Consider the following 21,546-nt stretch of genomic DNA (forward strand, 5'->3'; position numbering starts at 1 on the left):
AATGCGGCGCGGTGCCAGCCTCTTCCACGATGGGCCGGCGCAGACGGCATCAGCGTAACCTGCCCTTATAAAGTTGTGAGTTTGATGTCATGTATAAGATTGCTTTCATTGAGGATGACCCGGAAGTCGGCAAACTGATCGCCGCGTATTTGGGTAAACACGATATTGATGTCAGGATTGAACCCCGCGGCGACAACGCGCTGGTGTTTATCGAAGAGCAACAGCCCGATCTGGTGCTGCTCGATATCATGTTGCCCGGCAAGGACGGCATGACCCTCTGTCGCGAGCTACGGCCGCAGTTCACCGGCCCTATCGTGCTGCTGACTTCGCTGGACAGCGATATGAACCATATTTTGGCGCTGGAGATGGGCGCCGACGACTATATCTTGAAAACAACGCCGCCGGCGGTTCTGCTGGCGCGCTTACGCCTCCATTTTCGTCAATATGCAGCCGCCCCACAGCCAGACCGGGAAAACACCGAACCGGTGCAAACCCAGATCCAGGTTCACAAATCCCTGCATTTCGGGCTGCTGTGCATCGACCCGGTCAACCGCGAAGTCACCCTGGCGGACGAAAGCATCACGTTATCAACCACCGACTTTGAACTGTTGTGGCTGCTGGCAACCCACGCCGGGCAAATCATGGATCGCGATGCGTTGCTCAAAGCATTGCGCGGCGTCAGTTATGATGGCATGGATCGCAGCATCGACGTCGCCATTTCACGCCTGCGTAAAAAACTGCGTGATAACGCGCTTGAGCCCGTACGCATCAAAACCATCCGCAATAAGGGTTATTTGTTTGCCCCCAATGCCTGGGAGACGCCCTCACTATGAGGAAGCTGTTTATTCAATTCTTTCTGCTGTTGTTCGCCAGCTTTCTGGTCATGACTCTGCTGGTCGGCCTGGTCTACAAGGTGACGGCCGAGCGCGCCGGACGTCAATCAATGGATGACCTGATGAAAAGCTCGCTGTATCTGATCCGCAATGAGCTGCGCTCTATCCCGCCTCGCGAATGGCACAAAACCATCAACCAGATGGATCTTAACCTGTCATTCAAGCTGCATATCGAACCCATCAACAAATACCGGCTCAGCACCCAGGCCCAGCAACGGCTGATTCAGGGGGAGATCGTCGCACTGGACGATGAATATACGTTTATCCAGCGCATTCCCCGCAGCCACTACGTGCTGGCCGTCGGCCCGATCCCGTATCTGTTCTTCCTGCATGAAATCCGGCTGGTCAACTTGCTGGTGCTGGCGTTGATTGGGCTGTCGCTGGCATTGCCGGTTTTTCTGTGGATGCGGCCGCACTGGAAAGCGATGCTGCAGTTAGAAAATGCTGCCCAGCGGCTGGGTGAAGGTCATCTTGAAGAACGCACCCACTTCGACAACACCTCTAATCTGTTTAGGCTCGGGGTCGCTTTCAACCGGATGGCGGATAACCTCAACCAGCTCATCACCAGCAAGAAACAGCTTATCGACAACATTGCCCACGAACTACGGACACCGTTGGTGAGGCTGCGTTACCGTCTGGCGATGAATGAAAACCTGACCAGCGACGAAGAGGAGGCCATCAACCGGGATGTGAGCCAACTGGAAGCGCTGATCGACGAACTGTTGACTTACGCCCGGCTGGATCGCCCGCAGGTCACGTTGCATCTGGAAGAGATTGCGCTACCCGGCTGGCTGCAGGGGCGCATCGCCGATTTTCAACTGGTCAATGCCCCACGGCAGATCACACTGGAAGTCAACCCTGCCAGCCAATTCGGCTATGTAGATTTACGCCTGCTCGAGCGTGTGTTGAATAACCTGGTCAATAACGCATTGAGATTCTGCCGGCAGCAGATGCGCGTCAGTCTGACCCGTGAACAGGACATGGCCTGCCTGACGGTGGAAGACGATGGCCCCGGTATTGCGCCGGCGGATCGCGAACACATTTTCGAACCCTTTATCCGACTGGAAGCCGGCATTGAAAACAGCAGCGGAGGATGCGGCCTGGGGTTGGCAATCGTGCAGGCGATTGTACGTGCCTACGGCGGGACGATTTTCGTCGAAAGCAGCGTACTCGGCGGCGCCCGTTTTGTATTCCGCTGGCCAATCATTACCCAAAAACCCGACCTGCCACGTCGTACAGAGTAGTTTTTACGTGTCATTGCGTTACACCATGCAATGACACACACCCTACCCAGACCTGTACAATCCGTTACACGCGGACACCAAACACTCACAGATCGGTCGCTTATCTTCACCTATTCTCCAGACATCGGCCCACCGCGTGGTCCGACACCTAAACCGGATAATTGAGGAATTGATGATGAAAAAATTGTTAGTGCTGATCGCAGGTGCGGCTCTGGGTCTGTCCTCTGTAGCGTTCGCTGCAGGCAACACTACCCCTGCTCCGGCTGCTGCTCCGACCGCTGACACTGCGGCTCCGGCTAAAGCAGACCAAGCCCAAAAGCCGATGAAAAAAGCCACTCACGCTAAAAAGAAAGTCGTGAAGAAGAAAGCCGCCGCCCAGAAAGCCCAGGCCGCCAAGAAAAAAGTAGCTAAGAAGAAAGCCGCTGCCCAGAAAGCCCAGGCTGCCAAGAAAAAAGTAGCTAAGAAGAAAGCCGCTGTTCAGAAAGCCCAGGCTGCCAAGAAAAAAGTAGCCAAGAAGAAAGCCGCTGCCCAGAAAGCCCAGGCTGCCAAGAAAAAAGTAGCTAAGAAAAAACCTGCTGCCCAGAAAGCCCAGGCTGCCAAGAAAAAAGTAGCTAAGAAAAAACCTGCTGCTCAGAAAGCCCAGGCTGCCAAGAAAAAAGTAGCTAAGAAGAAAGCCGCTGCTCAGAAAGCCCAGGCTGCCAAGAAAAAAGTAGCCAAGAAAAAACCTGCTGCCCAGAAAGCCCAGGCTGCCAAGAAAAAAGTAGCTAAGAAAAAACCTGCTGCCCAGAAAGCCCAGGCTGCCAAGAAAAAAGTAGCCAAGAAAAAAGCGTAAGTCGGTAATTGTATTCAACGTCTTCGCCGGAAGTTCTCCTCTTCATTCATCGCTTCCGGGATGACAGTCAACACCTAAACACCCGGTTTACCGGGTGTTTACTTCATGGGGATCGGATAATGCTACAGCGCTACTCATTCGAAATTGTATTGTCCTTCCTACTTATTTGCGCACTGGTTATCGTACTGTTTTTTCTGTAAAGCAGACCTCTAACACTCACGCCCTGTAACCCAACCCGCTGGAAGATAAATGACATCCACGCCGGTTTTCTTCGGCAGCCAAACTTTGAGACCGGTTCTACAATCATTCATTGTTGCTGAACTTCTGATAAAGGCCTTTTACTGACATGCGCATATCAGCCTGGTGGTTATGTTCATTCGCGTTTCTTACCCCAGTGGCCTGGGCCACTTCTGATACCTCATCCGATACCACGGAAGAACAAAAAAAAGTGTTGTTCTTCAATCACGATGACCGCGACAGCGTGCCAGATGCATCACAATGGCCCTGGCAGGCCATCGGGCAATTGGAAACCGCCAGCGGCAATTTGTGTACCGCCACGTTAATCTCCCCACATCTGGCGCTCACCGCAGGTCACTGCGTCGTTGCACCGCCGGGCGGCGTACTGGATAAACCGGTTGCGCTGCGTTTTCTGTCCAGCCCTGACGGCTGGCGTTACGAAACGAATCACATCGAGGCGCTGACCAATCGCAAACTGGCCAGGATGCTAAAACCGGACGGTGACGGCTGGATTGTGCCCCCCGCAGCCGCCCCCTGGGATTTTGCGCTGATTCGACTACAACACACACCACCCGGTATTACCCCAATATCCCTCTGGCCCGGCTCACAGGAAGAGCTCAAGGCGGCATTGATTCAGAGGAAAAACCACGTCACACAAGCAGGGTACCCTGAAGATCATCAGGATGAGCTTTACCGCCATCAGGATTGCCGGATTACCGGGTGGGTGCAGAAAGAAGCCGTCATGGCCCATCGTTGCGATACACTTCCCGGCGATAGCGGTTCGCCGCTGCTGATGAAAACCGCAGCAAGCTGGGTACTGATTGGCATTCAGAGTTCCGCGCCGGACGCCAGCGAACGCTCATTGGCCGACAACCGTGCCGTGGTCGTCACCGCCATACGCCAACGACTGGACATATTGGCTAAAGAAAAACGCTGATTGACTTGCCGGTATTTTATGGAATACCGGCGACCTGACATCCGAACAAAACATTGAATTTGATAAGAATATCAACATATTGATTTCAGCCAAAGGCATGAAGCCACCCCGCTCTGTCTACCGCTATGGTTAGCGTTCCCCGCTAAAAAGCATCATGCTCATGGGCAAAATCTGACCCAACTGGAAGGCTCTCAACCGCTTATCGACATCGTAGGATTGGGATATGTACATCACCCTTTTTTTGAACAATTGCTGCGGCGAAACCGCGTCTTCATTCCTCGCAACAAACCCGCATACAATATTTTAACATACTGATTAGTAACGACTTTGACGATCCCTAATCATAAAGAACGATAAAATTGTGCTTTTTATAATGCCATTGGGATTGCGCTTGCAATGAAGCGATCCAGCGTCTGGAATCAGCCTTCCTATCTCTCTATAAACGAATGCTCTTAGAAAGATACCAATAAGTTACATTTTTGTTTTAGGGAGCATCATGTACGAATACTTGCAATTCTCACTCGGCGTTTTACCCCTCCTGGTCATGATTATTTTGATTTTGAAAATCAAAATGCCCATTCATCACGCTATCCTGCTGACGCTGGTGATCACGACCATTCTGAGTATGACGGTCTGGCATACGCCGCTACAAACCATAGGTTCAGCGATCGGGTATGGGGTGATAAAAGGCCTATGGCCCATCGTTATTGTGATCCTAGGCGCGATTTACAGTTATAACCTGATGCTGGAAACACGCAGTATGGATGTGCTGCGTGATGTACTGGCCAGTATCAGCGATGACCGCCGGATTCAGGTGCTGTTGATTTCCTGGTGCTTTGGCGGCTTTCTTGAAGCTGCCGCTGGCTATGGTACCGCAGTGGCTATTCCCATCGGCATTCTGATTGCCCTCGGGTTCAACCCGTTGAAAGCGGCCATTGCGTCTTTGGTGGCCAATACCGTCCCCACCGCATTTGGCGCAGTCGGTATCCCCGTCTCTATTCTGGCTGAACAGGTACACCTGCCGGTGACGACGCTGGGCGGCACCATTATTTTGCAACTGGCGCTGTTTAACATCCTGTTGCCTTTTGTGATCATCGCCATCATCGGCAACGGAGTGAAAGCGATCCGCGGCGTATTCGGCATCACTCTGGCGTGTGGTATTACTACGCTGATCCCGCAGTATTTCGTGGCAATCCATCTGGGCGCCGAACTTCCTGCGTTTGCGGGCAGCTTGGTCAGCCTGATCGTGGTCGCCGTAATGGGGCGGGCGCGCAAAGGGAAAACCGATCCTAATTATCTGATCCAGAATAACAAATCATCAGGTAGCTTGCCTTCAGGCCGTCATTTGCTCAATGCCTGCTCTATTTATATTCTGATTTTTACATTCATTCTGCTCTGCTCCCCGCTGTTTCCGAGCATCAAGCAAAGTCTGTCGCATATTACCTCGACGTTGTCCTTTCCACTGCCGGAAGGTAAAGCACTGTCATTAAAAATCGACTGGATTGCCACACCGGGCGTACTCATCATCATAGCTTCACTGATTGGCGGCTTTATTCAGGGGGCCTCGCTGGGAAGGATGCTGCACGTATTCGTGAGTACGCTCAAACAGTTGAAAAACTCGATTATCGCTATCACCGCCATCGTCGCCATGGCTACCATAATGGACGTCAGTGGGTTAATCGCTACGCTGGCGCAAACCATGGTGAACATGACCGGCGGTGCATATGTCTTTATTGCTCCGGTGATCGGTGCGCTGGGTACTTTCGTCACCGGCAGTGATACCAACTCCAACGTACTCTTTGGCAAGTTACAGACGATGGCTGCAGAAAAACTGCATATCGACCCTATCTGGCTGGCGGCGGCTAACACGTCGGGGGCCACCGGAGGGAAAATGATTTCCCCGCAGAGCATCGCCATTGCCGTGTCGGCAACCCGCATGGATGGACAAGGCAGCGCCATCATGTCTGGCACATTGAAATACTGTACGGCCTACATTCTTATTCTCGGACTAAAAGTAGGATTATTTTATTACCTGTTTATGTCCTGAAAAATAAGCACTGCGCTATGACGCCTGACTATAAAAATCATTTTTACTTTATTGGAATTGGAGAGATGTCGTGAATGTTAATTTTTTTGTGACCTGCATCGGTGATGCGCTGAAATCGCGGATGGCGCGCGATTCCGTGTTACTGCTGGAACACTTAGGGTGTCAGGTGCATTTTCCAGAAAAACAAGGGTGTTGTGGTCAGCCAGCGCTCAACAGCGGATACGTTAAAGATGCGATACCTGGGATGAAAAACCTGATTATGGCGCTGGAGGAAAATAATGACCCGATCATCTCCCCAGCGGGTTCCTGCACTTACGCGATTAAAAGCTACCCCGCTTTGTTTACGGACGAACCTGAGTGGGCGCAGCGTGCCGCCAACGTCGCCGCCCGGATGTGCGATCTGACCTCATTTATCGTCAACACGCTGGGGGTGGTGGATGTCGGCGCCCGGTTACACGGTAACGCGGTCTACCATCCGTCTTGTAGTCTGTTTCGTAAAATGGGCGTGAAAGAAGAACCGCTCACCCTTCTGAAACAGGTCGACGGATTGACGCTGTTACCATTTCAGTCCCCGGAAACCTGCTGCGGTTTCGGGGGCACGTTCTCGGTAAAAATGGCGGAAATTTCCGGTGAGATGGTGAAAGAGAAAGTACACCACATTATGGCAGCCCAGCCGGATTACCTTATCGGCGCCGATGTGAGTTGTCTGCTGAATATCGCCGGACGTCTGCAACGCGAAGGGCATCCCGTCAAGGTGATGCATATCGCCGAAGTTTTGATGAGCCGCTGAGGAGATCCGCATGTTTTTAAAAACCAGTAACGTTGTTTTCAAAGCGCGCATCAAACAACAAATAGACAACCTGATTATGCGTAGTGCGGTCGCCAATGCGCAGGAACGCATCGGCGCCAACCGGCAGAAAATGGTCGATGAATTGGGAAATTGGGACGCATGGCGTGATCGCGCAAGCCAAATTCGCGAGCATGTGCTGGCCAACCTGGATGCTTATCTCTACCAACTGTCAGAGCGTGTCAGCGCAAACGGCGGCAAGGTTTTTTTCGCCAAGACCAAAGAGGATGCCACCCGTTACATCCTGCAAGTGGCGCAATCAAAGCAGGCGAAAAAAGTCGTCAAAGCCAAATCGATGGTGACGGAAGAAATCGGGATGAACCACGTCCTACAAGAGGCCGGCATCCAGGTGATTGAAACCGATCTGGGCGAGTACATCCTCCAACTTGATGAGGATCCGCCTTCGCACATTGTGGTGCCCGCCATCCATAAAGATCGCCACCAGATTCGGCGCGTACTGCATGAAAAATTGGGCTATGACGGGCCGGAAACCCCCGAAGCCATGACGCTGTTCATCCGCGAGAAGATCCGCCAGGATTTTTTGAGCGCCGAAATCGGCGTGACCGGTTGTAACTTCGCGGTCGCGGAAACGGGGTCGGTTTGTCTGGTGACAAACGAAGGCAACGCCCGCATGTGTACTACGTTACCGAAAACACATATCGCGGTAATGGGTATGGAGCGTATCGCCCCGACGTTTGAGGAAGTCGATGTACTCATCACTATGCTGGCCCGTAGCGCAGTCGGCGCACGCCTGACCGGGTACAACACATGGCTCACGGGGCCCCGCGAAGCCGACAATGTAGACGGCCCGGAAGAGTTCCATCTGGTGATTGTCGACAATGGTCGTTCCCAGCTGTTGGGTTCCCAGTTTCAAGACATATTGCGCTGCATCCGTTGCGGGGCATGTATGAATATCTGCCCCGCCTATCGCCATATTGGGGGGCACGGTTACGGTTCTATCTATCCCGGCCCTATCGGCGCGGTTATTTCGCCTCTGCTGGGCGGGTACGATGACTTTAAAGATCTGCCTTACGCCTGTTCACTGTGCAGCGCCTGTGACAGCGTTTGCCCGGTAAAAATCCCGTTGTCCAAGCTGATACTGCAACACCGGCGCGTCATGGCGGAAAGCGGTATCACGCCGAAAGGCGAGCAACGCGCCATCAAACTGTTTACTTATGCCAACAGCCATCCTGGGTTATGGAAGGTTGGCATGATAGCCGGTGCCCATGCCGCAAAATGGTTCATCAAGGATGGGAAAATACCGATCTCGATTGGGGCGATCGGTGAATGGACCGAAGCCCGTGATTTACCGCAAGCCGACGGTGAAAGTTTCCGTTCCTGGTTTAAAAAACACAAAGCGCAGGGAAAAACATCATGAATAACAGAGACGAATTTTTAGCGGATATCGCCCATGCGCTCGGTCGGGATGTCCGTCATATCCCGGCGCCGCCACCGGTTCCAGCCAATGATTATGCGCATACCCGCCTAACGGAACTCGATGCACAACAACGTTGTGACGCCTTCATTGATGTTGCGACCCAGGTTATGTTGGCGCACTGCGAATTGACCCACGCAGACAATGCCCCCGAGGCTGCGTTGCGTCTGTGCGAGCGCTATGGGAACGCCCCGGTGCTGATCAGCGGCGATGAACGGCTGGCGGCATTGGGTATCACGGCGCGACTTCAGGACGCTTGCGACGCCGCCGTCTGGAATGCCGCCCAGGGCGAGGAAAACATCCGGCTGGCGGAGCAGGCGAAAGTGGGCGTGGTCTACGCAGAATACGGCTTAACCGAATCAGGCGGCGTCGTGTTGTTTTCTGCGCCAGAACGTGGGCGTGCCATCAGCCTACTGCCTGAATCATCGATTTTTGTCTTGCGCAAAAGCACTATTTTACCGCGTGTTGCACAACTGGCGCGCCAACTGCACCAGATGGCCCAGCAGGGCATCCGCATGCCGTCCTGTATCAATCTGATCGGCGGCCCCAGCTCCACCGCGGACATTGAGCTCATCAAAGTGGTCGGGGTGCACGGCCCGGTGAATGCGGCTTATCTGATTATTGAAGACTGCTGAAAAAACAGCTCACACGTTTGAGGATGGAATCACAATGCGAGCGCCCGGCTCTCTCTCGAGACCGGGCGCTCGCATTACGCTTGTGCTGGTCAGTGCCATTCCCGGCGCGAAGAGATGGCCGCTATGGGCGGCTTATCCCTCAATATTCCCCATCGCCTGCATAATGCGTTTATCGGAAATGGGGTACGGTGTTCCCAACTGCTGAGCGAAATAGCTGACCCGCAATTCCTCCAGCATCCAGCGAATGGCGGTGACATCCTCGTCGTGACGACGCTCCGGGGGCAGTTTGTTCAACCATTGCCGCCACGCCTGCATCACCTGTTCCACTTTAAGCATTTGCGCCCGATCGCGATGAACGTCCTGCGCCAGCTTATCCAACCGACGTTCGATGGCCTGCAGATAACGCAGCACGTCCGGCAGACGCTTCCAGCCGTTCTCAGTGACAAACCCGCGGAACACCAGCCCGCTCATCTGCGTTTTGATATCGCTTAACGCCAGGGCCAGCGCCATATCTACCCGCCCTTTTAGCCGTTTGTTAATGGCGAATACCGTTGTCAGAATTTGCTCCACCTGGCGGGCTATCACCACCACGGTTTCATTCAGCTCCGCGCGTACTTGCTCGTGTAACTGACGAAACGCCTCCTCCTGCCATACCGGGCCGCCATGCTCCTCCATCAGCTTGTCCACCCCACAGGAAATACAGTCGTCGATCAGTTCCATCACTTTGCCATAAGGGTTGAAATACAACCCCAGCTTGGCCTTGTTCGGCAATTTTTCATGCAGATATTTGATTGGCGAGGGAATATTCAACAGCAGCAGGCGGCGTTGCCCGCGCCACATCATCTGACGCTGCTGATGCGGCGAATCGAACAACCGAATGGCCACGCTCTCTTTTTCATCTACCAGCGCCGGATACGCTTTCACCGAATAACCGCCCCGCTTCTGTTCATAGCAATCCGGCAGATCGCCAAAGCTCCAGATATGCAAATCGCGCTGCTCGATGCCGTCATCCGCCACCGCAGACAGCGTCTGCTGGACGTTATCCTGCAGTTGTTCTTTCAATTCGCGCAGGTTTTTGCCTTCCCGCAGCGTCTTCTGTTTTTCGTCCACTACGCGGAAAGTGATTTTAAGATGATCGGGTACCTGATCCCATTGCCAGGCTTCCCGGTCGACCGTGACGCCGGTCATGAGCCGCAATTCACGCTCCAGCGCATCCAGCAGGCCCTTCTCCTGCGGTGTCACCCGAGCCAGAAACGCTTCAGCATAGTTGGGTGCCGGCACAAAATTGCGGCGAACGGGCTTCGGCAACGATTTAATCAACGCAATAATCAGCTCGCGACGTATGCCAGGGATCTGCCATTCAAACCCGTCCTCCACAACCTGATTCAGAATCGGTAACGGAATATGCACGGTGACGCCATCAGCATCGGTACCGGGCTCGAATTGGTAGGTCAGGCGCAGGCGCACATCACCCTGCTGCCAGAAATTGGGATAATCCAGCGCACTGACGCGCGCGGCACCTTCCTTGATCAGCATGCTTTTTTCAAAATTCAGCAGATCAGGCTGGGACTTGCCGGTGAGCTTCCACCAGCTGTCAAAATGTCGGGAAGAGACGATTTCATGCGGGATGCGCTGATCGTAGAACGCAAACAGCGTTTCATCATCCACCAGAATATCCCGCCGCCGGGACTTGTGTTCCAGTTCTTCCACTTCCGAACGCAGCCGGAGATTGGCGCGGAAAAACGCATGCGTAGTTTGCCAGTCGCCTTCCACCAGCGCATGTCGGATAAACAGTTCTCGCGAGATGACCGGGTCGATCGTTCCGTAGTTGACCTTACGCGCCGCCACCAGCGGCAAACCGTACAACGTCACCTTTTCCTGCGCCATCACCGCCCCTTGCGCTTTCTCCCAATGGGGGTCGCTATAGCTACGGCGGATCACATGCTGCGACAGGGGTTCCACCCATTCCGGCTCGATACGCGCCGCCACCCGCCCCCACAGTCGACTGGTTTCAACCAGCTCGGCCACCATGGCCCACTTGGGGGGCTTTTTGAATAACCCAGAGCCGGGAAAAATAGCGAACCTTGTATTGCGGGCACCGCTGAATTCCTGTTTTTCCACATCTTTCTGGCCAATATGCGACAGCAGGCCGGTCAGCAAGGCGCAATGGAGGCTGCGGTAATCCGCCGGCTCGCTGTTGACCGGGAACCCCAGTTCTTTCACCACCTGACGCAATTGGGTGTAGACATCCTGCCATTCGCGCACACGCAGATAATTGAGAAAATCGTTGCGACACAACCGGCGAAACTGGGTAGACGACAGCGCTTTTTGTTGTTCCTGCAGGTAATCCCACAACTTAACGAACGCCAAAAAGTCAGACTCTTTGTCGGTAAAGCGCCGGTGTTTCTCGTCCGACGCTTGTTTTTTCTCCGCCGGACGCTCGCGCGGATCTTGGATCGACAACGCGGCGGTGATAATCATCACCTCGCGCACACAAGAGGTATTGCGTGCTTCCAGCACCATTCTTGCCAGCCGGGGATCTATCGGCAACTGCGCCAATTGCCGCCCCTGCGGCGTGAGCCGGTAATAGTCGCTGTCTCCGGTCTGGAGCGCGCCCAGTTCTTCCAGCAGGCGCACGCCGTCCTGAATATTGCGCTTGTCCGGCGCCTCGACAAACGGGAACGCGGAGATATCGCCAAGCCCGAGCGCCGTCATCTGCAAAATGACCGACGCCAGATTGGTGCGCAGAATCTCCGGGTCGGTAAACTCTGGGCGGGAAAGGAAATCCGCTTCGGAATAGAGACGAATACAAATCCCCGCCGCGACACGGCCGCAGCGGCCTTTGCGCTGGTTGGCGGAAGCTTGGGAAATCGGCTCGATCGGCAGGCGCTGCACCTTGGTGCGGTAGCTGTAGCGGCTGATGCGCGCAGTGCCCGGATCGATAACGTAACGGATGCCGGGCACCGTCAGCGACGTTTCCGCAACGTTGGTCGCCAGCACAATGCGGCGGCCATGATGCGATTGAAATACCCGGTTCTGTTCCTGACTGGAGAGGCGCGCATACAGCGGCAATATTTCGGTATGGCGCAAATCCTGCTTGCTCAACGCATCGGCGGTATCGCGAATTTCCCGTTCGCCGCTCATGAACACCAGAATATCGCCCGGCCCTTCGTGGCAGATCTCATCCACCGCATCCAGTATCGCCTGTAGTTGATCGCGATCGCTGTCGTCTTCTGTATCGACGACCGGACGATAGCGCACTTCCACCGGATAGGTACGGCCGGAAACTTCAACGATCGGTGCATTACTGAAATGCCGGGAAAAGCGTTGCGGGTCGATGGTTGCGGAAGTGATGATGACTTTCAGATCCGGTCGACGCGGCAGCAATTGCTTCAGGTAGCCAAGGATAAAATCGATGTTCAGGCTACGCTCGTGCGCCTCATCGATAATGATGGTGTCGTACTGCATCAACAGCCGATCCTGCTGGATTTCCGCCAGCAGGATACCGTCGGTCATCAGTTTGACCAGTGTGTTGTCACCCGCTTGATCGTTAAAACGCACTTTGTAGCCGACCGCGCCGCCGGGCTCACACGCCAGTTCCTCGGCGATACGATTCGCCACGCTGCGCGCCGCCAGCCGCCTCGGCTGGGTATGGCCGATCAGCCCGCGCACGCCGCGTCCTAGCTCCAGGCACATTTTGGGCAATTGCGTCGTTTTGCCGGAACCGGTTTCCCCCGCAACAATCACCACCTGATGGTCGCGTATCGCCGCCAGAATAGCCTCCCGCTTCTGGCTGACCGGCAGCGTGTCCGGATAGCTAATGGCCGGCAACGATACGCGACGCCGCTCCACTCGTTGACGCGCCCCGGCGATTTCTTCCCCGATATCCAGAGCAATCGCCGCTTGCGCCTGAGGTTTATTCACCTTCATTGCGCCCTGTAACCGACGGCGCAGACGTTGCTGATCGCGCAGCATCAGCTCATCGAGTTGCGCCTGTAATGTATGGAGAGGTGATGTCACGGTGTGGTTCCTTACTGTCTTAGCGGGGGCGAATCGTCTGGCCGCCGCCCCAAATTCTGCGGCGGGCATGGTATCACACAGAGCATTGCCGCCATAAATATTCACACCCGCATCATTCAATAAAATCGAATAATGCTCTCGAAATATTACGCTATCCCGTTGTTAGCTCAGCCCTTAAGATGCTCCCATCCGGCGATAATCGTCGTTCCGACATCCTTCAACACGGAGTTGACAATGAGCAAAGTATTGGTTCTAAAATCCAGCATCCTGGCCGATTTTTCCCAGTCCAACCAACTGGCCGAACACTTCACCGCTGCCTGGCAGACCGCACATCCGAACGACAGCATCACCGTTCGTGATCTGGCCGCACAACCAGTACCGGTACTGGATGGCGAACTGGTCGGCGCGTTGCGTCCATCCGACAGCCCGCTGACGCCGCGTCAACAGGACGCGCTGGCGCTGTCCGATACATTGATCGCCGAGCTGCAGGCGCATGACATCATTGTGCTGGCCGCACCGATGTATAACTTCAACATTCCGACCCAGTTGAAAAACTATTTCGATTTTATCGCCCGCGCCGGCGTGACGTTCCGTTACACCGAACAGGGCCCGGAAGGTTTGGTGAAAGGTAAACGCGCGCTGGTGCTGACCACGCGCGGCGGCATCCACAAAGATTCGCCGAGCGACCTGCTGGAACCATACCTGCGCCTGTTCCTGGGTTTTATCGGTATCAGCGATGTAGAATTCGTCTTTGCCGAAGGCTTCGGTTACGGCCCGGATGTCGCGCAGAAAGCGCAAGAAAGCGCCAAAACCCAGCTGGCGCAACTGGCTTGCGCCTGATATCGCCTGCATTGCCGCCCGTGCCCGTCTACCCTCCGGCTACGGGCTCGACCTAGCTCTTCTCTTTTGTCTTGTGCTTTTGGCTCTATTTACGCGCTCTTTGGAGCGCGTTTTTTATGACCGACGCCCCGACAGGCTAATGCCGGGTATCATTGAAACATGAGCCCGGCGTTTCTCACTGCGCTACCGCCCCGGCCCTTCTACCCGCCACCGTGATTGATTCTGGCGTTTTTTATTCGCAGACCTGTCGCATTTATCAGCCGTCCATACTTTGCGTTTGTCAATATCGTCATTTTCGCTGCAATCCCGACAAAAACTGCATATTTCCTCACCATTTGGTTCACATTTCCCCGCAAAATGCATACATAGTCATTACCTGGCTGTGATAAAATTTTTACATAGACGTAGCAATCATGATGACGCTCAGGAGGGATCCTGTGGCAAGCCGCCTAAACACCTGAACCTGCAGACTCATCAGATACGTCACCGATTCAATAGGGATTCGTCATACCTCTGCTTACGAGAAAAAGGATGCTCCATGCGTCAGAATTACCCTGTCAGCCAACATCAATATCCGCTGGATAACAAAATCAAACTGATGTCGGTCACTACGCCCGACAGCCACATCACTTATGCCAATACCGATTTCATCACAGTCAGCGGCTATCAGCCGGATGAGCTGATGGGGCAACCGCATAATCTGATCCGACATCCCGATATGCCGCCCGCCGCCTTCGCTGATATGTGGAACACCTTGAAAGAAGGCAAAATCTGGACCGGCATCGTCAAAAACCGTCGCAAAAACGGTGATCACTACTGGGTGAAATCCAGCACGACGCCATTGAAAAAAGAAGGGCGGCTCATTGGCTATATGTCGGTGCGCACCCCCGCATCCGCCGATGAAATCAACCATGCCGAAGCACTGTATGCCCAGGTGAACGACGGCCAGTTGAAGTACCGGGGGTTTCACAATGGGTTACTGGTATACACCGGCCCATTAAAATGGCTCAGCCTGTTCAAAACGATGCCGCTGCGTTGGCGCATCCGCAGTTATGCCCTATTACTGGGGCTGTTGCCGTTGGCCATGACGTTGATATTGTTGCCGAAAACATTGACGGTCTGGGGCGTGTTCACCCTGCTTGCCGCCTGTGCCGGCTTGTTCTGCGAATTGCTGGTGCAGCATGTGGCCCGCCCGGTAGAACAGATCCTGGAACAGGCGATGCGATCCGCCACGGGGCAGACGGATAGCCTGCGACAACTCAATCGTGCTGATGAAATCGGTATGTTGATGCGAGCCGTTAACCAATCCGGCATGAATTTCCGCACTTTCGTCGATGACGTTAATCTCAATTTGCAGGAGTTGAAAACCGCCTGCGGCGAGATCGCGCAGGGCAACCAGATTTTGGCCGACTGCTGTGAAAAAACCGAAGATAGCCTGCAGCAGACGGCGTCATCGGTCGAGCAACTCACCTCCACCATCAAAAGCAATGCCGATGCATCGCTGCGCGCTTCTCAATACGCGCAAGACGTCAATCAGGTGGTTAATGCCGGCGAACAGGCTGTTTCTGAGGTGGCAAGCACCATGGATACCATCACCCGCGCCAGCGAGCGGATCACCGACATCATCAGCGTGCTGGATAATCTCTCGTTCCAAACCAACATTTTGGCGGTGAACGCGGCGGTGGAAGCGGCGCATGCGGGTGAACAAGGGAAAAGCTTCGCCGTGGTTGCCAGCGAAGTTCGCTCGCTGGCGCAGCGTAGCGCATCATCAGCCAAGGATATCGCCGCGCTTATTGATAACACCTTGTCCAGCATCCGGATTGGCGACCAGCAGGTTTCCCATACCAATCAGTCGATGAGCAATATTCTGGTCAAGGTGCAAGAGGTGACTCGACTGATGAACGAAATCAGCCAGGCGACACGCGAGCAGGCTCAGGGGCTCAACCAGATCAACGATGCGGTCACTCGCATCGACGAACTAACGCACCAGAATACGGCGTTGGCCAGCCAGTCCAACTCTGCAACCAGCCATTTGCAGCAGCAGATTGCCAGCATGGCGCAGGCGGTGTCCGTCTTTAGCTCGCCGCACTAACCACCGCCCCCGCCTACCGCGCTGTTCAATATCCAAAAGCCGGGTAATACAACGCCCGGCCTCACACTGACAAAGCACATCTGCCCCATAACGTGTTGATTAACTATTGCCGGGTTAATGGTTCGTCTGTTCATGAATTTCTGTTAGCTTAACAGCAGAATATTGAGGAGAAACAATCATGAAGCTGGCGATTTACAGTACCAAGCAGTATGACCGTAAATATCTGGAACAGGTGAACCAACAATTTGGCTATGAACTGGAGTTTTTCGATTTCCTGCTCAGCCCACGTACCGCCAAGATGGCTGCCGGCTGTGATGCCGTCTGCATTTTTGTCAATGATGACGGCGGTCGCGAAGTTCTGACGGAGCTGGCTGCCATGGGTATAAAAACGCTGGCATTACGCTGTGCGGGGTTTAACAACGTCGATTTGGCGGCAGCATCCGAGCTGGGTGTGCACATCGTACACGTACCCGCTTATTCGCCGGAAGCCGTCGCCGAACATGCAGTCGGCATGATGATGAGCCTGAACCGACGGATACATCGCGCCTATCAACGTACCCGTGACGCCAACTTCTCGCTGGAAGGGCTGATCGGCTTCAATATGCACCAGCGCACCGCCGGTATTATTGGTACCGGCAAAATCGGTATCGCTGCACTGCGGATTCTGAAAGGCTTCGGAATGAACCTGCTGGCGTTTGACCCCTACCCAAACCCACAGGTACTAGAACTGGGCGCCCGGTATGTTGACCTGAAAACGCTCTACGCCAGTGCAGATATCATTTCCCTACATTGCCCGCTGACGCCGGAAAACCATCATCTGCTCAATCAGGATGCTTTCGCCCAGATGAAAGATGGCGTCATGATTATCAACACCAGCCGCGGCGGACTGATTGATTCTCAGGCCGCCATCGATGCGCTGAAACAGCAAAAAATCGGTTCATTAGGAATGGATGTCTATGAAAATGAACGTGATTTATTCTTCAACGATAAATCCAACGATGTGATTCAGGATGATGTTTTCCGACGACTCTCCGCGTGCCACAACGTGTTATTCACCGGGCACCAAGCCTTTTTGACCGAAGAAGCGTTGACCAGCATTTCGTTAACCACACTGGGGAATATTCGCCAGATCAGCGAAGGTAACTCGTGCCCTAATCGGCTTAATCCTTGACTCTGGTTGGTCGACGGCGTGGCCGTCGACCATTGCCACCAAACCTGACGACTCAGCGAGTTTCAGCTTGTCGGGCACGTCCCTTTCAGCAGTGCATTTTCATCGCAACGTTTGCCATTCGCCAGCAGACAGGTGCCGATTAAGGCGCCGTTTAACTGCCGAGAGCTCCCCATTCGCCCTCCCGCCAACATACAGTTCACCTCCGCAGGCGAAGTGTCGGCCGGCCCGCTTAAGTTCCCCTGCAGCGCAACAGGCGTCACACTGCCAGCGCTATCCGAATCTTGATGACTGCTACAACCGCCCAACGTCAGAACAACGCCTACCATAAGCCATGTTAATGTTTTCATTGTGTAAATCGGCCTTTGTGCTGTGTGTAATTGTTCGAAATTTGGTTTACCGCTTTATCATTACCGATGGCATCATCGTCTCATTAGGGGACGACGCCGTAGTGAACGACCCTCATCCATTGCCCGATGTCGCAACACCAGCCCTCTGCTTAGGCTAGCCCCGCTCGCTCGTAATCAGGATCATGAAAAACAACGTGGCGGATAATTCCATCGGCTCTTGTCCCACGAAGGGTATATCACTACCAGACATTACCGATCCTCAAGGCTCATATCGACCCGAATATCATCCGTCAGTCGCAACACTGCTTTCTTCTCTTCGGTGACATGCACCGTCCGGCGTGCGATAGGGAACTCTTTAAGCTTGTCGCCTTCAATAACATACCTGGAACCAACCTTATGATAACGAGGCGACAATAAGTAACTGACGGTTCCGTAATAGGTTATCTGATATCCGCCGTCAGCAGCTTCCGCGCGATAGTTCAGCGCAATCTTCGGCATTGACGCCTTATAAGTTCCACGAATTTCATCTTGATGCTCCAGGCTGGAAGTCAGGTAGATCGTGTGATTCCAGGCCAGGCTATCATCCAGCGAGTGGGTATCGTTGTAAGCCATATAGTAAGGGGAGGTGAAAGAAGCGTTCAGGTACGTTGTTTTGAAACTGAACAATGAACACCCAGACAACAATGTTGTGGCCACCAGGACCAGAAACAGTTTCTTCATTATTTGTATCTCTTCTCTCCGTCAGCCATGAGGGTTACGACCGGCGAATCCCCATCCGCCGCGCCTATTTTTCCATAGTTTCGGCAAGAATACATTTATCCTTTTAACAACAACCACATCTTGAGTCTTGCTACCCTACCCCGCTATCACCACCGACGCTGCCCTGTCTCCGCTCTCCACTGAGCAATGGCAAACCATGTTGATAAAATGCATCAACAGGATTACCAAAATAAAACTGAGGCTATTTTTATTCATGCCATCCCTGAAGCACAATACAACACAAGGAAATATATCTTTTCGATTAACTTACATTAAACGTGCATTTACTTACATTACAGACTGAATATTTTCATACCATACTTCATTTATGACATGTCATTGTTACACGTCATCGTAATTTAAAGAAAAAAAAGTCCCTTTCCATCATGCTGAATTATTTATTCTTCAATAAAGGCGTAAAGAAAAAATATTCCGATCCGATAACTGAATGATGTTTGACAATCGAGCTGCTCATAGCACCGGATACTGAAGTTTTTCATCACAGCACTGGGGGATAAATGAAAAATAATTTTGTTACGCAACAGGATAATAATATTAATCATATCCCTCCCGTGCTGGAAAAAATAGCGACACGGTTTGCTTATGTTACACAACATAACGAAACCTTTACGTTATCAATGCTATCCAGCCCCTATATTTTGGGAAAAGTGACATTACAAGATTATGAGGCGCTCCTGGTGTACTACCCTTTCCTGCACCGCCTGACTATCAACATGAGCACCGCTGACTACACTATTCGGTTGGTTGCAACTTATCTGGAAATTGAAAAGCTTTACCGCAAAGGCATTGTTCTTCCAGACGCACTTTTGCAGCATTTATATAAATAAGGCAAGGCGTTGACGATCCCGTTGTAGCCAAACAGCCCATATCAGGAATAACGCATTATCCGTGAGAGATATTTTTCGGGCATAAGCTCAATATATCCGACTCGACCACCTTCACTTTTCCGACGCTCGCTTTGTCTAAAAGTTATTCATATTCTCGATGGTTTTTATACAGGATGAAACGAATAGCAGAGTGAAATCGGGCGTAACTGTTGATATTTAAGAACGACTGTTGTGGCCCATCCTCAGTGGCTACACTCCATCCGGTAGTTTGGCACGCATCATCGCTTTTCGATCGAGCCGAACACCATCCACAATAAACGTACCGTCACCAACTGCATGAAGCATCTTTTTTTCCATACGCGCCTCATCAAAATACGCCGCCAGTCCAGCGAGCACGATAATGTTGTAATGTTCAATAATATCGACCACCCGACATTCAATATTTGCCCGACATTCCCCGATCAACGGCGCCCGTACCTGTCTCCCCGGTAACGGAGTCAGATTAAATTGATGAAATTTGTCCGTATCCTGCCCAGAACACATACCGATGCCGACGACGGTATCTATCATGTCGGCGGTGGGAATGGAAATGACGCACTCTCTTGACGTCTGAAGCGCCGCATACGAGTAGTTCCACGGCCCGGTTGTTATGGCAAACGATGCTGAAAACCCCAGCACCATGGTCCAGGTAATAGTCATAACATTATTTCGCTGACCATCGTTGGTAGTCACCAGGATGACCGGCCCCGACTCGAGCAACGTAAAGGCTTTCCCCAGCGGAAGATCCTGCATACGCACCTCCTCTTTCAACCAACCATCTTAGTATAGCCTCCGCGGCCCCATCCCCTTTCCTTCGCCGAATAACCACGGCAAGTACGAACACCCATTCGCACTGTTGAACTGCGACCAGCAATAAACATGCAGGCATTCAGTGCTGTCATCCATGCCCTACACGCCTAGCCTGATTACCGGCTTTCAAACAATGCGCTGAACGCATCGGACTGGGTACGAAACACGTAACTGGCGTTAGCTTCAGGGGAAAAGAGGCGAATACAATGAACAACGTTCGGATTGGCGCGCGTAATGGTAAACTCGCTCCTTGAATACACTTTTTCTATGCTGCCCAGACCGGCAAAACACGACCACGAGTAACGATTAAATGCAAGAAAGTCATAGTCTTAATCAAAAACAACAATACAATCTCAACAAGTTGCAAAAGCGTCTGCGCCGCAATGTGGGCGAGGCTATCGCCGATTTTTCGATGATCGAGGATGGCGATCGGGTGATGGTGTGCCTTTCCGGCGGGAAAGACAGCTACACCATGCTGGAAATTCTGCGAAACCTGCAGCAGAGCGCGCCGATTTCTTTTTCGCTGATCGCGGTCAACCTGGATCAGAAGCAGCCCGGATTTCCCGGGCATGTTCTGCCGAACTATCTGGATAGCATCGGCATCGAATACAAGATTGTCGAAGAAAATACTTACGGCATCGTAAAAGAGAAAATCCCCGAGGGGAAAACAACCTGTTCACTGTGCTCTCGCCTACGGCGTGGCATTCTGTACCGTACCGCAACGGAGCTGGGTGCGACTAAAATCGCGTTAGGCCACCATCGCGACGACATATTGCAAACGCTGTTCCTCAATATGTTCTATGGCGGAAAGCTGAAAGGCATGCCGCCGAAACTAATGAGCGATGACGGCAAACATGTGGTGATTCGGCCGCTGGCGTATTGCCGCGAGAAAGACATTGAACGCTTTGCCGAAGCCAGGCAGTTCCCGATTATTCCTTGTAACCTGTGTGGCTCCCAGCCCAACCTACAGCGACAGGTGATTAAGGATATGCTGCGCGACTGGGATAAACGTTATCCGGGGCGGATCGAAACCATGTTCAGCGCGATGCAGAGCGTTGTGCCGTCTCATCTCTGCGATACCAATCTGTTCGATTTTAAATCCATTCGTCATGGCGACGAGGTGGTGGACGGCGGCGACCTGGCTTTCGATCGCGAAGAGTTGCCGTTGCAGCCGGTAGGCTGGCGCCAGGATGAGGAGGATGAAATTCACCGCCCGCTGGAGCGCCTGGATGTGTTGGAAATCAAATAGTCCTATCGGGGCCACGATCTCTGTGGCCCCATGTACCCCGTGCCGCATACAGGTCGGCCGGGGATGCCGTTCCCGTCAGCGGATTTCAGACAAAAAAAAGCCGACGAAACGTCGGCATGGTGTGAATCAATTGTGCTATGCAGTAATTCAAAAAAGGAAGTAAGACAATATGGAGCGCAACGCCCATCGCTTGACGTTGCATTCACCTGCGAGGGGGATAGTGCCGCATGCATATCTCGGAAATGTTGATATTGCTCAATATTA

General features: G+C 53.1%; 16 protein-coding genes and 1 pseudogene. 13 read left to right on the plus strand and 4 right to left on the minus strand.

All coding sequences use genetic code 11. From position 1 onward, the window contains the following. Positions 1 to 89: 89 nt before the first annotated feature. The 8 genes and pseudogenes from rstA to HEP82_RS04880 all read left to right on the plus strand — a co-directional run bounded on the left by rstA (position 90) and on the right by HEP82_RS04880 (position 9,107). Positions 90 to 833, plus strand: a complete 744-nt coding sequence (gene rstA, locus HEP82_RS04845; RefSeq protein ID WP_192457044.1) for a two-component system response regulator RstA — start codon at positions 90 to 92, stop codon at positions 831 to 833. Further along, positions 830 to 2,137, plus strand: coding sequence for a two-component system sensor histidine kinase RstB (gene rstB, locus HEP82_RS04850; protein ID WP_192457045.1), 1,308 nt, complete (start codon positions 830 to 832; stop codon positions 2,135 to 2,137). The genes rstA and rstB overlap by 4 nt, the downstream gene beginning before the upstream one ends. Positions 2,138 to 2,312: 175 nt before the next feature. After that, positions 2,313 to 2,786: pseudogene (gene asr / locus HEP82_RS04855) on the plus strand (acid resistance repetitive basic protein Asr); the annotation flags it as partial. A 529-nt stretch (positions 2,787 to 3,315) separates the two neighbouring features. Beyond that, on the plus strand, positions 3,316 to 4,143 hold the full coding sequence (locus HEP82_RS04860) for a trypsin-like serine peptidase (RefSeq protein ID WP_192457046.1): 828 nt from the start codon (positions 3,316 to 3,318) through the stop codon (positions 4,141 to 4,143). 496 nt (positions 4,144 to 4,639) lie between these two features. Continuing rightward, positions 4,640 to 6,190: an L-lactate permease gene (locus HEP82_RS04865; protein ID WP_192457047.1), complete on the plus strand. Its 1,551-nt coding sequence runs from the start codon at positions 4,640 to 4,642 to the stop codon at positions 6,188 to 6,190. A gap of 70 nt (positions 6,191 to 6,260) precedes the next feature. After that, positions 6,261 to 6,980: a (Fe-S)-binding protein gene (locus HEP82_RS04870; RefSeq protein WP_192457048.1), complete on the plus strand. Its 720-nt coding sequence runs from the start codon at positions 6,261 to 6,263 to the stop codon at positions 6,978 to 6,980. A gap of 10 nt (positions 6,981 to 6,990) precedes the next feature. Further along, positions 6,991 to 8,415, plus strand: coding sequence for a LutB/LldF family L-lactate oxidation iron-sulfur protein (locus HEP82_RS04875; RefSeq protein ID WP_192457049.1), 1,425 nt, complete (start codon positions 6,991 to 6,993; stop codon positions 8,413 to 8,415). Beyond that, the gene (locus tag HEP82_RS04880) at positions 8,412 to 9,107 is read left to right on the plus strand and encodes a LutC/YkgG family protein (protein ID WP_192457050.1); all 696 of its coding nucleotides are present in this window, start codon (positions 8,412 to 8,414) and stop codon (positions 9,105 to 9,107) included. Before HEP82_RS04875 ends, HEP82_RS04880 begins: the two co-directional genes overlap by 4 nt. A gap of 132 nt (positions 9,108 to 9,239) precedes the next feature. Here HEP82_RS04880 and hrpA read toward each other — a convergent pair whose 3' ends face one another. After that, entirely contained in the window at positions 9,240 to 13,127 is a 3,888-nt protein-coding gene (hrpA, locus tag HEP82_RS04885; protein ID WP_192457051.1) for an ATP-dependent RNA helicase HrpA, read from the minus strand. Positions 13,128 to 13,361: 234 nt separating this feature from the next. Between hrpA and HEP82_RS04890 the strand changes: the two genes are divergently transcribed. The 3 genes from HEP82_RS04890 (at position 13,362) to HEP82_RS04900 (ending at position 17,230) form a co-directional block, all read left to right on the plus strand. After that, positions 13,362 to 13,967, plus strand: coding sequence for an FMN-dependent NADH-azoreductase (locus HEP82_RS04890; RefSeq protein ID WP_192457052.1), 606 nt, complete (start codon positions 13,362 to 13,364; stop codon positions 13,965 to 13,967). A 538-nt stretch (positions 13,968 to 14,505) separates the two neighbouring features. Continuing rightward, positions 14,506 to 16,059, plus strand: coding sequence for a methyl-accepting chemotaxis protein (locus HEP82_RS04895; RefSeq protein ID WP_192457053.1), 1,554 nt, complete (start codon positions 14,506 to 14,508; stop codon positions 16,057 to 16,059). A 178-nt stretch (positions 16,060 to 16,237) separates the two neighbouring features. Continuing rightward, complete coding sequence (locus tag HEP82_RS04900) at positions 16,238 to 17,230, plus strand: 2-hydroxyacid dehydrogenase (RefSeq protein WP_192457054.1); 993 nt, start codon at positions 16,238 to 16,240, stop codon at positions 17,228 to 17,230. Between the two features lie 62 nt (positions 17,231 to 17,292). On the opposite strand, the gene HEP82_RS04905 is transcribed toward HEP82_RS04900, so the two are convergent. Further along, positions 17,293 to 17,577, minus strand: coding sequence for a putative hemolysin (locus HEP82_RS04905; RefSeq protein WP_192457055.1), 285 nt, complete (start codon positions 17,575 to 17,577; stop codon positions 17,293 to 17,295). Between the two features lie 249 nt (positions 17,578 to 17,826). Continuing rightward, a complete protein-coding gene (locus HEP82_RS04910; protein WP_192457056.1) occupies positions 17,827 to 18,297 on the minus strand; it encodes a membrane lipoprotein lipid attachment site-containing protein in 471 nt (156 codons plus the stop codon). A gap of 557 nt (positions 18,298 to 18,854) precedes the next feature. On the opposite strand from HEP82_RS04910, the gene HEP82_RS04915 reads away from it, so the two are divergent. Continuing rightward, the gene (locus tag HEP82_RS04915; protein WP_192457057.1) at positions 18,855 to 19,184 is read left to right on the plus strand and encodes a hypothetical protein; all 330 of its coding nucleotides are present in this window, start codon (positions 18,855 to 18,857) and stop codon (positions 19,182 to 19,184) included. Positions 19,185 to 19,433: 249 nt separating this feature from the next. On the opposite strand, the gene HEP82_RS04920 is transcribed toward HEP82_RS04915, so the two are convergent. Further along, the gene (locus HEP82_RS04920) at positions 19,434 to 19,976 is read right to left on the minus strand and encodes a flavin reductase family protein (RefSeq protein ID WP_192457058.1); all 543 of its coding nucleotides are present in this window, start codon (positions 19,974 to 19,976) and stop codon (positions 19,434 to 19,436) included. A gap of 367 nt (positions 19,977 to 20,343) precedes the next feature. Between HEP82_RS04920 and ttcA the strand changes: the two genes are divergently transcribed. Further along, positions 20,344 to 21,282 carry a tRNA 2-thiocytidine(32) synthetase TtcA gene (gene ttcA, locus HEP82_RS04925; protein ID WP_192457059.1) on the plus strand — a complete coding sequence of 313 codons (939 nt, stop codon included), beginning with the start codon at positions 20,344 to 20,346 and terminating at the stop codon, positions 21,280 to 21,282. Positions 21,283 to 21,546 lie beyond the last annotated feature (264 nt).

The organism is Musicola keenii (genome assembly GCF_014855505.1).
In the GTDB taxonomy this organism is placed as follows: domain Bacteria; phylum Pseudomonadota; class Gammaproteobacteria; order Enterobacterales; family Enterobacteriaceae; genus Musicola; species Musicola paradisiaca.